The organism is Fodinibacter luteus (assembly GCF_039541575.1).
Taxonomy (GTDB): Bacteria; Actinomycetota; Actinomycetes; order Actinomycetales; family Dermatophilaceae; genus Fodinibacter; species Fodinibacter luteus.
Genome location: NZ_BAABGM010000016.1, coordinates 1 through 14565 on the forward strand (window position 1 = coordinate 1; position 14565 = coordinate 14565).

Sequence of the window (14565 nt, forward strand, 5' to 3'; positions counted from 1 at the left end):
GATCAGCCGACCGCGGACAGGGAGATCAACTGTCCGCCACCAAGGAGACCTACTGTCCGCACCAAGGGAAGTCCCACTGTCCCTTGACAGATGGCACGGTGGCGGCGGTGAGACGCAGATTCCGCAACCGGAAGGCTTACGGGCGTCCCGGCCGAGGTCTGGGCCTCGACATCCTCCTGCCACGTACTCGCACCCAGTGATACCGGAGCGGCAGGCGATCCTGCCGCCACCCAAAACGGCGGGAATGCCTGGAACGGCGGAATCGACCGCACGCCCTGACGTCGTGCCTCGAGGACAAGGAAGCCTCAAAGTCGCGGCGCTGGTCCAGAGCGGCGGCTACTGGCTCGGCGACGGTCAGGCAGGCTGTCGGTGGCATGCGCTGTAATGATTCCCGTCCACCCTCGAACGCGTTGCGGAGGAGTCCACGTGCTGTATCGACGACCAGCTGGGTCGCACCGACCCAAGCGAAGCCGCGGAGCATGAAGTACGCGCTCGCCGAGGAGCTTTTCGGCGCGGTCATGGGTCTCGGCGCGGGCGAGACCGACGAACTGGTTCGTCTCGTTCGACCGCTCAGGCACATGTCGGACTACAAATTCGACAGCTATGGCGGGTACGGGGCAGGGATCAAATTCTTGGAGACGTTGTCGATCTGGCTAAACCAGTTCAACGAGGACGAGCGCGAGGTAGCGCTTGATTTCATTCGGAATGACTTGGTGTTTCTGAGCGACCGAGAGATTCAGCACGCACTCTCGTTGGCCTACCAGGACTTGGTGCGACCGGCGCTCATCCGACGCGCGGCGGGCGAACTCGGAGTCGACCCGTGGCGAATCTCGACGGTTTTGGAGTCGATCGAGTTTCGCACCCTTCAACGTCGGACGATGTTCATGGGCCTAGCTGACGGGGCACGCCTCGACCAGTTCCGACGAGCCAACCCCGCGTTGGTCCATGACCAGTTCAGTGTTACCGCCGAGCCGCCCCCACGTGTGGCGGCTGGCCTACAAGGCGACCTCGCCGAGTGGTTGAAGAGGAGCGCTCCCGGGGTGGAACCGACCTTTTGCCACTTCGTTCTTGTCGACGACTTCTCCGGCAGTGGCTACACCGCCCTGCGGGAGAAGAACGGCATCTGGTCCGGGAAGCTTCATCACGTCAGGAAGGCGCTCGACCAGCTTGTCGTGGACGGCGTCGCCGCAACGGGATACACCGTAGACGTGGTCCTGTACACGGCGAGCGAGGCCGCTACCCGTGTCCTTTGTGCTCAGTTGCGAGCCGCCGGTCTCAAGAAATGGTCCTTGTCGGTGGTGCAGGTAATCCCGGACTCCCAACTGGTGGACCCCGATTCGCCATTCGCCGAGCTCTGCCGGCGTTACCACGATCCGGTGGTCGACGACAAGGTCAAGACCGAGGCGGCATCGTCCACAGCTGCACTGGGATTCCGCGACTCGCGACTGCCGCTGGTGTTGAGCCATAACACCCCAAACAACAGCGTCGGGGTGCTCTGGGAGAACACCGTCGATGACCCCCGATCCAGCAAGAAGTTCACCCCGCTGTTCCCTCGCCATGAGCGTCACAAGGCCGATCGATGACCTCGCTACCCAACTCGTTCCGCATTCGGGCGGCTGAGTTCAACCGCGGACGTACCACCGCCTTCTGCAACAACTTCGCGGCCGAGGTCCTAGACAGCATCGAGCAACGTCACTTCGACCTGCCGGTCGTGCTCCGATCCGTCCCGGGTACGGGCAAGACGAGCTTGATGCAGATTCTGTCGGCACCCTGGCTTGTTGAGGTGGTGCGGCGTCCCAACGACTATGAGGCTCTGGCTCAACAGCTCGCCTCGATCGGGGTTCTCGATGAGTCTGGCCGACCCATTGTCTCAGGCGCGCTGGTGAACCTCGAACGTGACTTTTCCTCGATCCTCGACATCGGAGCGCCAGACGACGCGGCCGAGCGGATCTTCAAGCGTCTGGTGGATGCCCGCGTCCTGGCAGCCCATGTCGAGTCCGCACGCATCCTGGCTGGCGCTTTCGACGAGGTCGCTCCTGAGTTTGAGCTGACATTCGTCATCCCGCAGGGCCGGCCGGATCTCACTGCGATTCTGCGTGAGATGGGCAGTGAGGCGGACGAGCACATCACGGGCGCAACAATCCTGCAGTGGGCGCTCCAGATCGAGACTGTGGTCCGACGGCTTCTTTACGATCTGGCTCCGTTCGACTGGGGGTCAACGGTTGAGTACACCAACGACTTTCTCGGCTTCAAGCTTCTGGAGAGCGCCGCTGTCCACTTCGACGGAACCGATTCCGGGCTCCGCCCGGTCACTTTTCTCGACGATCTACATCGCCTTCGTGATCGCCAGCGGGACCAGATCATGGGCTTGATGGAGAGCCGCGCCCTTACGCGAGGTGTCTGGGTTGCTGAGCGTGTCGAGGTCTTGAACCCCGAACAACTGGTCGGCGGTGACAACGAATCTGTCGCATCGGGGCCCCCGGGTCCTCGTGCCAGCCTAGAGCGGGGACGAGACGTCGAGATCATCGATCTCGGAGCCGGCTCCGCCGCCGCGTACAGCGCTTACGAGCGGATGCTGAGGAGCGTGGCGCGCAAGCGAGCGGCCACTGACCTGCAGAACTTCGCCGATACGAGCACCGAGTTCCTCCTTCTCCTTGACGAGAAAGAGGTCGCGGACTGGGGTCCGGTCGAGGAAGCGATCACGGAGCGCCTTGCCTCGGTGGATGACCGACGCTTCGACGACTGGATTCTGCATGTGGCCTCACCAGCGTCAATGTCTGCGAAATCGGATCGCGAGCGCGTCGCCGACCTGCGGGCGACGTTGGCGTTGATCGAGGCCGAGCAACGCAAGCAACAGGCGGAACTGTTCCTTGGTGTCCCGATCTCCCCAGTAGAGCTAGATCGCCGGCTCAGCAGCAGTGTTCGAGAAGCTGCCCTGCTTGCGCTCGGCAAGGAGTACCCCAACCAGGTTCCGGTCTACTACGGGCAACGAGACTTCCTCGCTCTGGCGAACCACAACGTTTCCCAACTGCTGCGCGTCGGCGCTGACTTGTTCGACGTCGTGCTCAGCGCGGCCGCGAGTGCGTGGAAATCGCCGGCGCCCACGCCTCGAGAGCAACACCGAACGATCAAGACGGCGAGCGACCGGCTATGGAAGGAGATTCCGGCCCGCCTAGAGGATGGGCGGAAGGTCCAAATGCTCCTGCAAGCTGTCGGCCAGTTCGCCACGAAGATGAACGACGAGCGCCCGACCTCCTATGCGCCCGGGATCAGCGGGTTCGCGATGACCATGAGCGACCTGCGGACGCTGCTCGACCCCACGCGCCGCGACAGCATCCCCGGTGGAGACGACTTGCTGCGTGCCCTGGCCGCCGCGGTTGCGAACGACTACCTGACCAAAGTCGAGGACGCACCCCGCGGCACTCGAGCCGAACGTCGGGTGGTCTTCTACCTCAACCGCTTGCTGTGCCCGGTCTGGAACCTTCCGCTTGGAAAGGGCGGGTACCGGACTAGAAGACTTCACGAGGTGGCAGGCTGGATGAGGGGTCGATCCACCGACCCCGGTTTTGGGGGAGACGACGATGACCCACGAGCCCAGTGGTTGTTCGATGCATGAGTTCGGTGAGTGAGTCCGATGGGTGAGTTCACGACTGAGGACCCACTGTCTGCGTCCCGACGGCGATGGATCGACCATGTGGTCGGGAGGGTCGATGGACGTTTCGGGTTCGGCTTCGAGGAGATCCTCGGCGCCGGAGTCCGCCCGAACGTGCCCTCGCTGTACGTGATGGGTCTGGGCTTCGATCCGCGGGCGACTGTTGCCTTCGACGTCGCGGCACCGGCCCTACCTAAGGGCTCCAGAGTGATCGCAATCGTGCCGAAGGCGACGTCGAGCGGGGAGAGTCGTGAGTCCGCCTTCCAGCGACGCAATCAGGAACACGCGCAGGCAATCGCCGAGAAGCATTCTCTCGACCTGGAGGTTGTCCAGCCCAATCCCGGCGCCCTCGACACGCGATTTCACGGAGTGTGGCTGGTCCGCGAGCTGCGAGAGCGCCAGGAGTGGGCAACACCCCACGTCGTCGTCGACATCTCCTCGCTGCCCTCCGCGATCTTCTTTGCGCTGATCCGCGCTTTCCTGGACGAGGGTGCCGATGGACGGCAGCTGCAAGTGGCCGCGGCAGAAAACCACTGGTTGGACGATCTGATCCTGGACTCTGGGACTCTCGCTCCGCAGTTCCTGCCCGGGTTCAACCTTCACGGCTCACTCGAGGACTTGCGTGACGAAGGCACGCGCATCTGGGTCCCCGTTCTCGGCCATGCACGCCAGGCCCAGATGGAGGCGATCAGCAGCGCCTTCGCGCCGCACGAGATCTGTCCGGTGGTGCCCTTCCCTGCCCCCGACCCACGGCGGGGCGACTCGTTGGTAGCCGAATACGGGGAACTGCTGTTCGACACGCTCGAAGTCGATGCGCAGAAGTTCATCTATGCCGACGGCTCCAATCCGTTCGATCTCTACAAGGTGCTGCTGACGATCAGTGGCCGATATTCCACAGCGCTCGAACCGCTCGGCCCGACCATCATCGTTCCTAGTACGCACGGTTCGAAACTGCTCAGCCTAGGTGTTCTCCTGGGGGCGTACGAGGCGGATCTGAGTGTCGTCAACGCCGGGGCGCCGACGAGCGTTCTCGACCCGGAGAGTACGGACGGAACGATCCGCGACCTTGCAGAAGAGAGCCGACCCACCTGCCTCTGGCTCGCCGGAGAACCCTATGAGCAGTGGCCACACCGGACGCTTCGCCAAACACCCCTACAGGAGGCCACAGGGGTACAGGTGAGCGAGGGCCAGGAGCGATGAGCAACAATCGAGCCCCCGGCGCAGTGAAGACACAGATTCGGAGACGAGCAACATCCATGGCACCACCGCCGAAGGAACGTTCTAACGCCGCCTACGTGCCGCTGCGTCGCCGCAGAGAGTCCTACGACGTCGAGCTGCAGTCGCTGGAGAGGACGTACGCCAACGCAAGGTCCGGTTCGCCGACTCTCCAGCGCGTTCTGGAGTCGCTGTTGTGGACGCCCACGTGGTACGTCGGCAACGGCGGGACCATGGCGGTGGCGCAGTACGCCGCTGAACTTCATAACGAGCGAACTGGGCGGCCCGCGACCGCAACGACGTCGCTCGGATTTGCGACGAGTCGCGTCGCCGGCGGAAGCGCCGTGGTCATCATCTCGGCGGGGGCCAAGCACCCCGACACCGCATCGACGGTCCGCGCTGCCCTGGACCGCAACCTCGCGCGAGTCGTCTTGGTCACCGAGCGGAACAGGTCTGAACTCACCGGCGCGTTCGCATCTCCCCAGGTGGAGGTCATCAGCATTCCCCGCCCGGGCCCGCGCGATGGCTTCCTGGCGACCAACAGTGTGCTGAGCATGGCCACGGCGTTCGCCGCCGCGTACTCCTTGCAACTCCCTGAGACCCTCCCAGCGTTCACGACTCGACCGGAGATGGCACTTCGACCAAGTGATGACTTGGTGATCCTCTCCTCAGTGGGCACATGGTCCGCGGCAACCGACCTAGAGACACGCTTGGTCGAGACCGGCTTGGCGACGGTCCAGAAGACGGACTTCCGCAACTTCGCCCACGGGCGCCACCTTGGTCTGAGTCGCATGGCCGGCCACGTCTCCGTCATCGCTATGAGCGACGCTCGGACTAAGGCGCTTGCGGACGCCACCCTCGCTCTCTTGCCGCACGACATCCCCGTGCTGCATCTCAACAGCGATGTCGTCTATCCGATCGCCAATCTCGATCTGCTGGTCCGGTCGATGCAGCTCACCGGGCTGGTTTCGGACAGCGCAGGGTTCGACCCTGCCAGACCCGAGGTCCCGTCCTTCGGGCGACAGCTCTATCGGCTCGAAAGCCGACGTCACATTCCATCCAGCCCAGGTGCCTCGAACGTGATCGGAAAAGTTGAGGCTGCGTCGCTCCCAGTCACGCAAGCGACCCTTCTCGATTTTGACCGCCGACGGAAGAGTTGGCTGCGACATCTCACCGGAGCTCCGATTGCCAGCGTCGTCGTGGACTACGACGGAACGGTCTGCACCACCGAGGGGCGGTTCGATTCACCAGCTGAACCGGTGCGCTCCGCGTTCTTGCGCCTGCTACAGCAGGGAGTCCCGGTCGGGTTCGTCAGCGGTCGGGGGAAATCGTTGCCGAGTTCACTGGACGAATGGATTCCGCGCAGCCTCCAAAGCCAAGTCGTGGTCGGGCTATACAACGGAGCCATTCGCGGCTCTCTCGACGATCGCCGCGCGCTCGTCGCCGACCTGGACGGCCCGTTCACACAAACTGCCAAGGGGCGTCGGATCGTTCGAGAACTGCAGCGCATCGCGGGTCGATACGGCGGCCGGGTCGATGAACGACCATTCCAAGTTAGTGTCGAGCCGCATCCTAGCAACGCGAGCCTGTGGCCAGCCTTTACGAGGGCAGTCGATGAACTGATTGCCCGCGGGAACGCCAGTGAGCCTGCCTTCAAGGCGGTTCGTTCGGCGCACTCGATCGACGTCATTCCCGCAACCTCCAGCAAGAACCTCGTCCGTAAGGACCTATCTAGGCTCCAAGGCACGCAGGGTCGGACGCTCGCCATCGGCGATCGTGGCGGTGTCGGTGGCAACGACTTTGAACTCCTCGCATTCGACGCGTTTACCTTGAGCGTCGACGAGGTGTCTGGCGATCCAAGCAGGTGTTGGAACCTAGCCGCAGACGGTCGCGGTGGACCAGAGTTGCTCACTCGATACCTCCTGGCCATTAAAGCCGACCGCCGACGAATCCACACCTTCAGGTGGAGCATTGACTGAGGTCGTTGAGAACCGGACCGCCTCGCGCGAGCACGATCCGGATGGCACGCTTCCCCGAATGAAGCCCAACCGCATGGAGCCCGCATTGGTTCAGAGGCGATCAGTCCACGCAGCAGGGTTCATAGTCCTTGACCTGCTTGTAGCCGACGGCCGCATGACTCCCATCGTGGGAGGGACGGCAGCGAACGTCGCAGTGAACCTCTCTGTTCTTGGCTGGGACAGTTGCGTAACAGCTCTACTCGGCGACGATCGGGCTGGCAAAGAGGTCGTGCGGCAGCTGAGCCACTACGGCGTAGACACCAGCGGTGTCGTCCTCGACCCCGGCGTGCGAACCCCGGTGCTCATTCATGAGGTCGTCCGGGGAAGGCATCGCTTCCGCTTCTCCTGCCCCCAATGCGGATCAAAGTACGCGAAGTTTCGGCCCCTCGACCCTGGCAAAGTGTCGGCGGCGCCTGAGGCCTCCGTACACTTCTTTGATCGCGCGAGTTCGTACGCCACGCGGCTGGCCGAAGGGGTCAACCGGAGTGCAGTCGTCGTGTTCGAGCCCGGAACGCCCGGCAGACCTGCGGCAACGGCGGCCCTGGCGTCGTCCAGCCACCTGCTCCGGGTGTCATCAGAACTTGAGATCGAAGCTGGCACTGAGGCTGCTTCACCCCAAGTCCAAGTGGTGGGTCTGGGGAGTGAGGGTGTCCGGTTCCGGCTCGCAGGAGACACCGACTGGGTGCACCTTCCAAGCGAGCTACGCGCCCCTCTCGTAGATGCGGGGGGCGCGGGGGATTGGCTTACGTCAGGCATCCTCGACGCTGTTCCGCTCGACAAGATCCATGACAGTTCCCTGTGCCCTGGCGAGTTGCGTGCTGCAGTCTCGCGGGGCTTGATGCTTGCGGCGGTGTGTTGCCAGTACGAAGGCACGAGAGGTCAGGTCGGCTCAAGCGTTTGGGCGGATGCTACTCAGCGGATGTCACTCCCTACCCCGACCGCGCCAAGGTTGCCCACCTTCGACCTACAGAACTGTCGCGACTGCGAGGCTTGGTTCCACCACGTGTGAGCGCAACGAGTTGGGACCCGGACGCGACGTTCCCAACACAAGGCCCCAGGACTGCAGTACTTCAGTGGGGTACGGAGGCGACAAAGACCCTCCCGGGAAGCGGAAAGGGCCTCTGACCTGCGGTGGAGCCAAGGGGACTCGAACCCCTAACCCCCTGCTTGCAAAGCAGGTGCGCTACCAATTGCGCCATGGCCCCGTGGACGCCGCGCCCGCGCGCACGAGGCGAGCGGACGGCATCCGGGATCTCAGCTCTTGGGGTTGTCCGTGGCCTCGGCCCAGAGCCGGTTCTCGGCCTTCTTGGCCTGGATCTGCTTCTGCACCGCGAGCGCGCCGACGGCCGTCGCGACGAGGAGAAGGACCTTCTTCACGGGATTCACCACCTGAGAGAGGGACCGGGTGGTGGGCCTAACAGGACTTGAACCTGTGGCCTCTTCCTTATCAGGGAAGCGCTCTAACCGTCTGAGCTATAGGCCCGTGCACCGCGATCGGTTGCACCGCCCACGGAGGGTGGCGCGGTGCACGAGGCTACCTCACCACCGCCCCTGCACTCAAAACGGAGCGGCTGCCGCGGGCCCGCCCGCTGAGCACCGACTCCGTGCGGGGTTGAGCGCGGGTTCCGGGCGCCGACGGGCACCGAACCGTGCGCAACTCGCACGAGGTCGGAGCGGGTGTCAGTCGTCGGTGAGGGTGAGCTGCACGCCGCCGACCAGGGCGCTCGAGACGTTGTAGAGGAACGCCGCGAGGGTCGCGATCGCCGTCACGAGGATGACGTCGATGACCGCGATGACGATCGACAGCGACAGCACCCGGCCGAGGCCGACGAAGTCCATGATGTCGAAGCGCTGCTGGCCGTCCTGGACGACCTGCCCGACGATGCCGTTGATCTGGTCGAACACGCCCATGCCGGCGAGGATCGTCCACAGCACGAAGACCATGACGACCCCGGCGATGCCGAGCGCGACCGACAGCAGGAACGAGATCTTCATCATCGACCACGGGTCGATGCGCGAGACGGTGAGCCGGACCCGGCGGGCGGATGCCGGGCGCGCGGCCGGGCGCGGAGCCTCGGCGGCCGCTGCGGTCGGCGCCGCCGGCGTGGCCGCGGCAGGCGGCGGCGGCGCGGTGGGCGCCTGGCTCGCCGGCACGGACGGCGCGTCGGCGGGGGTGCCGCCCGACCGGTTCACCGGAACGGGGGCCGTCGGCGCGCCCGACTGGCTCGGCGGAGCCGGAGAGCCCGGCGCGGTGTCGGCGTCGGCCATGCGGCGCAGGGCGCTGCCGTCGCCACGGTCTTGGGCCTGGCCCCCCGACGTGCCGCCGTCGGCGTAGGGTGCACGACGGGCCGAGCCACCGGCGGAGGACGCCGACGGGCGCACCTGGCGCCCCGCGTGGTCTGCGGTGCTCACTCACGACCTCCTGAGTCCTCGTCGTCCGACGACGGTACGGCATCGGTCCCCTCGGCAGCGACCTGCAGCGCCGGGCGCTCGGGGATCGAGACATCATCGTCACCCGGGTCGGCGGACGCGGGCACCGCCCCCTGGGCCGCCTCGGCAGCCGCCTCGACCGCCTCGACGGCCTCCTCGACCTCACGCTCGGGGTTGCGGGCCACGGCGACGATCGCGTCGTTGCGACCCGCCTTGGCGAACTGGACCCCCATCGTGTTGCGCCCGGTGAGGCGCACCTCGTCGACCCGCGAGCGCACGATGTTGCCCTTCTCGAAGATGACGAGCACCTCGTCGTCCTCGTCGACGGTCAGCGCCCCGACGAGGTCGCCGCCCTTGTCGCTCAGCTTCGCGACCGCGACGCCGAGGATGGCCCGGCCCTTGACGTTCCACTCCGAGACCTTCGAGCGCTTGGCCAGGCCCGACTCGAAGACGACGAAGACGTCGGGGTCGGTGCCGTCCTCGACGACCGACATCGACAGCAGCGAGTCGTGGCCACGGAACTTCATGCCCGTGACGCCGGACGTGGCCCGCCCCATCGGCCGCAGCGTCGCGTCGTCGGCGTGGAAGCGCACCGACTGCCCCTTGCGCGAGACGAGGAGGAGGTCGTCGCTCGACTCGGCGAGACCGGCGCCGACGAGCTCGTCGCCGTCGCGCAGGTTGATCGCGATGAGGCCACCGCTGCGCGGGCTGTCGTACTCCGAGAGCCGGGTCTTCTTGACCAGGCCGCTGCGGGTGGCGAGCACGAGGTAGGCGGCGCACGCGTAGTCGCGAACGGCGAGCACCTGGGCGATCTGCTCGCCCGGCTGGAACGCCATGACGTTCGCGACGTGCTGCCCCTTGCCGTCGCGGCCGGCATCCGGCAGCTCGTACGCCTTGGCCCGGTAGACGCGCCCGAGGTTGGTGAAGAAGAGCAGCCAGTGGTGCGAGGTCGTCGTGAAGAAGTGGTCGACCATGTCCTCGCCGCGCAGCGTCGCCCCGCGCACGCCCTTGCCGCCCCGGCGCTGGGAGCGGTAGGCGTCGACCCGGGTGCGCTTGGCGTAGCCACCCCGGGTGATCGTGACGACGACGTCCTCCTCGGGGATGAGGTCCTCCATCGACATGTCGCCGTCGAAGGGCAGGATCTGGCTGCGCCGCTCGTCGCCGTAGCGACGGACGATCTCGGCGAGCTCGTCGGAGATGATGTCGCGCTGACGCCCGGGCTTGGCGAGGATGTCGGTGTAGTCCTCGATCATCGCCGCGAGCTCGTCGTGGTCGTCGACGATCTTCTGGCGCTCCAGGGCCGCGAGCCGGCGCAGCTGCATGTCGAGGATGGCCTGGGCCTGGATCTCGTCGATCTCGAGCAGCCCCATGAGCCCGGTGCGCGCCTCGTCGACGGTCGGCGAGCGCCGGATGAGGGCGATGACCTCGTCGAGCGCGTCGAGCGCCTTGAGCAGGCCGCGCAGGATGTGGATGCGCTCCTCGGCCTTGCGCAAGCGGTAGGCCGTGCGCCGCTGGATGACGTCGACCTGGTGGTCGACCCAGTAGCGGATGAACGCGTCGATCGGCAGGGTGCGGGGCACCCCGTCGACGAGGGCCAGCATGTTCGCGCCGAAGTTCGTCTGCAGCTGGGTGTGCTTGTAGAGGTTGTTGAGCACGACCTTCGCCACGGCATCGCGCTTGAGCACGATGACGAGACGCTGCCCGGTGCGGCCGGAGGTCTCGTCACGGATGTCGGCGATGCCGGAGAGCCGGCCGTCCTTGACGTGCTCGGCGATCTTCTGGGCCAGGCTGTCCGGGTTGACCTGGTAGGGCAGCTCGGTGATGACGAGGCACTGCCGGTTGTGGATCTCCTCGACCTGCACGACGGCGCGCATGATGATCGAGCCGCGACCGGTGCGGTAGGCGTCGTCGATGCCGCGCGAACCCATGATGAGCGCGCCGGTCGGGAAGTCCGGCCCCTTGATCTCGCGCATCACCGCCTCGAGGGTCTCCTCGCGGGTCGCGTCGGGGTGCGCGAGCACCCACTCGGCGGCCGCGGCGACCTCGCGCAGGTTGTGCGGCGGGATCTGCGTGGCCATGCCGACCGCGATGCCCGCGCTGCCGTTGACGAGCAGGTTCGGGAAGCGGCTGGGCAGCACCTCGGGCTCGAGGGTCTTGCCGTCGTAGTTGGGGCGGAAGTCGACGGTCTCCTCGTCGATGTCGCGCACCATCTCCATGGCGAGCGGTGCCATCCGGCACTCGGTGTATCGCGGCGCCGCGGCCGGGTCGTCGCCCGGGCTGCCGAAGTTGCCCTGGCCCTGGACGAGCGGGTAGCGCAGGCTCCAGTCCTGGACGAGCCGCACGAGGGCGTCGTAGATCGAGGAGTCGCCGTGCGGGTGGTACTGGCCCATGACCTCGCCGACGACGCGGCTGCACTTGTTGAAGCCACGGTCGGGGCGGTAGCCGCCGTCGTACATCGCGTAGACGACCCGGCGGTGCACCGGCTTCAGCCCGTCGCGCACGTCGGGGAGCGCACGGCTCACGATGACGCTCATGGCGTACTCGATGTACGACCGCTGCATCTCGGTGTTGAGGTCGATCGGCTCCGTGCGGTCGGTCTCGACCGGGGGCTGCTCAGTCATCGGTGTCCTTGCCTAGCGGTTCTTCAGAAGGAGGGAAGCGGAGGTGACCCGCGCGGGGAGCGTGCAGCAGGAATGGGGATGCCGGCGCATGGCTGGGTCTGGCGGGAGCGCGACCGAGCGCCAGCGAGGGAGTGCGGATGGTCTGAGCCGGCATCCCCATTCCTGCGGAGCGCGGAAGTGAGCACACGGCATCCGCATCAGATGTCGAGGAAGCGGACGTCGCGCGCGTTGCGCTGGATGAAGGACCTGCGCGACTCGACGTCCTCGCCCATGAGGATCGAGAAGATCTCGTCGGCCGCGGCCGCGTCGTCGAGGGTGACCTGGAGGAGCACCCGCGAGTCGGGGTTCATCGTGGTCTCCCACAGCTCCTGGTAGTCCATCTCGCCGAGGCCCTTGTAGCGCTGGATCGGGTTGTCCTTGGGCAGGCGGCGGCCCTTGCTCTGGCCCTCGGCGATGAGGGCGTCGCGCTCACGGTCGGTGAACGCGAACTCGTGCGTCGCGTTGCTCCACTTCAGGCGGTAGAGCGGCGGCTGCGCGAGGTAGACGTAGCCGGCCTCGATGAGCGGCTTCATGAAGCGGAAGAGCAGGGTGAGCAGGAGGGTGCGGATGTGCATGCCGTCGACGTCGGCATCGGCCATGAGCACGATCTTGTGGTAGCGGGCCTTGTCGATGTCGAAGTCCTCACCGATGCCGGTGCCGAATGCCGAGATGAGCGCCTGGACCTCCTGGTTGCCCAGGGCCTTGTCGAGGCGGGCCCGCTCGACGTTGAGGATCTTGCCCCGGATCGGCAGGATCGCCTGGGTGTACGGGTTGCGCCCGCGCACCGCCGAGCCGCCGGCGGAGTCGCCCTCGACGATGAAGACCTCGGAGATGGCCGGGTCCTTGGCCTGGCAGTCGCGCAGCTTGCCGGGCAGCCCGCCCGACTCGAGCACCCGCTTGCGGGTGGCCTCGCGGGCCTTGCGGGCGGCCATCCGGGCGGCGGAGGCCTGGATCGCCTTGCGGACGATCTCGCGGCCCTCGGTGGGGTGGCTGTCGAGCCAGCCGCCGAACTCCTCGGTCATCGCGCGCTGGACGAAGCCCTTGACCTCGGAGTTGCCGAGCTTGGTCTTGGTCTGCCCCTCGAACTGCGGCTCCCCGAGCTTGACCGAGATGACCGCGGTCAGGCCCTCGCGCACGTCGTCGCCGGTGAGGTTGTCGTCCTTGTCCTTGAGCTGGTTCTGCTTGCGCGCGAAGTCGTTGACGAGCTTGGTGAGCGCCGCGCGGAAGCCCTCCTCGTGAGTGCCACCCTCGTGGGTGTTGATCGTGTTGGCGTAGGTGTGCACCGACTCCGAGTAGGCATTGGTCCACTGCATGGCGAGCTCGAGCGAGAGGCTGCGCACGGCATCCTCGACCTCGATCGCGATGACGTCGTCGTGCACCGGCTCGGACTTCTTGGACCCGACGAGGTGGTTGACGTAGTCGACGAGCCCGCCGTCGTAGCGGTACGACACCGACCGGGCGGTCGTCGTGCGGGCGCCACCCTCGGCCACCTCGTCCTCGTGGTCCTCGACGACGGCGATGTCGGCGTCGACCCCGTCGAGGTCCGGCTCGCCGTCCGGGGCGGCGTCGGGCACCCGCTCGTCGACGAGGTTGATCGTCAGGCCCTTGTTGAGGAACGCCATCTGCTGGAAGCGGGCCCGGATCGTCTCGTAGTCGTAGTCGACGGTCTCGAAGATGTCGGGGTTGGCCCAGTACGTGATCGTCGTGCCGGTGCGGTCGGTCTCCTCCATCTGCTCGAGCGGGCTGACCGGCACGCCGTGCTCGAACGACATCCGGAACGCGTGACCCTTCTGGCGCACGCAGACGTCGAGCCGCGTGGACAGGGCGTTGACGACGGAGGAGCCGACGCCGTGCAGGCCACCGGACACCTTGTAGCCGCCGCCGCCGAACTTGCCGCCGGCGTGCAGCTGGGTGAGCACGAGCTCGACGGCGCTCACACCCTCGGTGGGGTGGATGTCGGTGGGGATGCCGCGCCCGTTGTCCTTGACCCGGACCGCGCCGTTCTCCATGAGGGTGACGTCGATGGTGTCGGCGAAGCCGGCGAGGGCCTCGTCGACGGCGTTGTCGACGATCTCCCAGACGAGGTGGTGCAGGCCGCGCTCGCCGGTGGAGCCGATGTACATCCCGGGGCGCTTGCGCACCGCCTCGAGCCCCTCGAGGACCGTGATCGACCCGGCGTCGTAGGCCTCGCCCTCACCGCCGGGGAGGACGGCCTCGACGGACGGGTCGGATGCCGTGCCCTCCGTCTCGTCGGGGGTCACGTCGGGCTGCTGGTCCGCCACGGGTCTCCTTCGTCGGCTGGCCCCACCGGACCGACCGGCAGAACTCATGGCGCACGCCCAAGGGCGTCGAACGCCTTGGGCGCGATTTCTTCGCCCAGTCTACCGGTCAGGACCGACGGGACATGCCTCGACAAGGCCCGTGCGGGCGGGTTTCCGGCGGACGGGGGGTCCGATGCGACCCCCGACACGCGACCGGGGCCCTCAGGGGCCCTGACGGGCCCGTTGCGTCCGGCAGGTCGGTGCTCGGGAGGCGGTCCTGAAGCAGGCCGAAACGGATGCCGTGCCCGCCGTCAGTCGCAGGTGCTCAC

The 14565-nt window shown here is 66.5% G+C and carries 9 protein-coding genes and 2 tRNA genes; 5 read left to right on the forward strand and 6 right to left on the reverse strand.

Translation table 11 applies throughout. The features are described from left to right. Positions 1-479: 479 nt before the first annotated feature. The 5 genes from ABD899_RS13390 to ABD899_RS13410 are packed head-to-tail and all read left to right on the forward strand — an operon-like array spanning position 480 to position 7894. A complete protein-coding gene (locus ABD899_RS13390; protein WP_345206830.1) occupies positions 480-1583 on the forward strand; it encodes a phosphoribosyltransferase-like protein in 1104 nt (367 codons plus the stop codon). Next, positions 1580-3616 (forward strand): ORC-CDC6 family AAA ATPase, encoded by a 2037-nt coding sequence (locus ABD899_RS13395; protein WP_345206832.1) that lies wholly within the window; start codon positions 1580-1582, stop codon positions 3614-3616. Before ABD899_RS13390 ends, ABD899_RS13395 begins: the two co-directional genes overlap by 4 nt. Positions 3617-3634: 18 nt before the next feature. Continuing rightward, on the forward strand, positions 3635-4852 hold the full coding sequence (locus ABD899_RS13400) for a hypothetical protein (RefSeq protein ID WP_345206834.1): 1218 nt from the start codon (positions 3635-3637) through the stop codon (positions 4850-4852). A gap of 56 nt (positions 4853-4908) precedes the next feature. Continuing rightward, complete coding sequence (locus ABD899_RS13405) at positions 4909-6846, forward strand: hypothetical protein (RefSeq protein WP_345206836.1); 1938 nt, start codon at positions 4909-4911, stop codon at positions 6844-6846. Positions 6847-6904: 58 nt separating this feature from the next. Continuing rightward, positions 6905-7894, forward strand: coding sequence for a PfkB family carbohydrate kinase (locus ABD899_RS13410; protein ID WP_345206838.1), 990 nt, complete (start codon positions 6905-6907; stop codon positions 7892-7894). 123 nt (positions 7895-8017) lie between these two features. On the opposite strand, the gene ABD899_RS13415 is transcribed toward ABD899_RS13410, so the two are convergent. The 6 genes from ABD899_RS13415 to gyrB form a co-directional block, all read right to left on the reverse strand. Then, positions 8018-8090, reverse strand: a tRNA-Ala gene (locus ABD899_RS13415). A gap of 49 nt (positions 8091-8139) precedes the next feature. After that, positions 8140-8262, reverse strand: a complete 123-nt coding sequence (locus ABD899_RS13420; protein ID WP_345206840.1) for a DLW-39 family protein — start codon at positions 8260-8262, stop codon at positions 8140-8142. Positions 8263-8291: 29 nt separating this feature from the next. After that, positions 8292-8368: transfer RNA gene (locus ABD899_RS13425), tRNA-Ile, on the reverse strand. 197 nt (positions 8369-8565) lie between these two features. Next, a complete protein-coding gene (locus tag ABD899_RS13430; RefSeq protein ID WP_345206842.1) occupies positions 8566-9297 on the reverse strand; it encodes a DUF3566 domain-containing protein in 732 nt (243 codons plus the stop codon). Next, positions 9294-11936 carry a DNA gyrase subunit A gene (gyrA, locus tag ABD899_RS13435; protein ID WP_345206844.1) on the reverse strand — a complete coding sequence of 881 codons (2643 nt, stop codon included), beginning with the start codon at positions 11934-11936 and terminating at the stop codon, positions 9294-9296. Before gyrA ends, ABD899_RS13430 begins: the two co-directional genes overlap by 4 nt. 197 nt (positions 11937-12133) lie before the next feature. Next, positions 12134-14305, reverse strand: coding sequence for a DNA topoisomerase (ATP-hydrolyzing) subunit B (gyrB, locus tag ABD899_RS13440; protein WP_425474969.1), 2172 nt, complete (start codon positions 14303-14305; stop codon positions 12134-12136). Positions 14306-14565: the final 260 nt, after the last annotated feature.

What these genes read in the sequence shown, in the direction of transcription:
- ABD899_RS13390 (WP_345206830.1), top strand. Translation starts at nt 480, where the DNA reads ATGAAGTACGCGCTCGCCGAGGAGCTTTTCGGCGCGGTCATGGGTCTC.
- ABD899_RS13400 (WP_345206834.1), top strand. Translation starts at nt 3,635, where the DNA reads ATGGGTGAGTTCACGACTGAGGACCCACTGTCTGCGTCCCGACGGCGA.
- ABD899_RS13410 (WP_345206838.1), top strand. Translation starts at nt 6,905, where the DNA reads ATGAAGCCCAACCGCATGGAGCCCGCATTGGTTCAGAGGCGATCAGTC.
- ABD899_RS13405 (WP_345206836.1), top strand. Translation starts at nt 4,909, where the DNA reads ATGGCACCACCGCCGAAGGAACGTTCTAACGCCGCCTACGTGCCGCTG.
- gyrB (WP_425474969.1), bottom strand. Translation starts at nt 14,305, where the DNA reads ATGAGTTCTGCCGGTCGGTCCGGTGGGGCCAGCCGACGAAGGAGACCC.
- ABD899_RS13395 (WP_345206832.1), top strand. Translation starts at nt 1,580, where the DNA reads ATGACCTCGCTACCCAACTCGTTCCGCATTCGGGCGGCTGAGTTCAAC.
- gyrA (WP_345206844.1), bottom strand. Translation starts at nt 11,936, where the DNA reads ATGACTGAGCAGCCCCCGGTCGAGACCGACCGCACGGAGCCGATCGAC.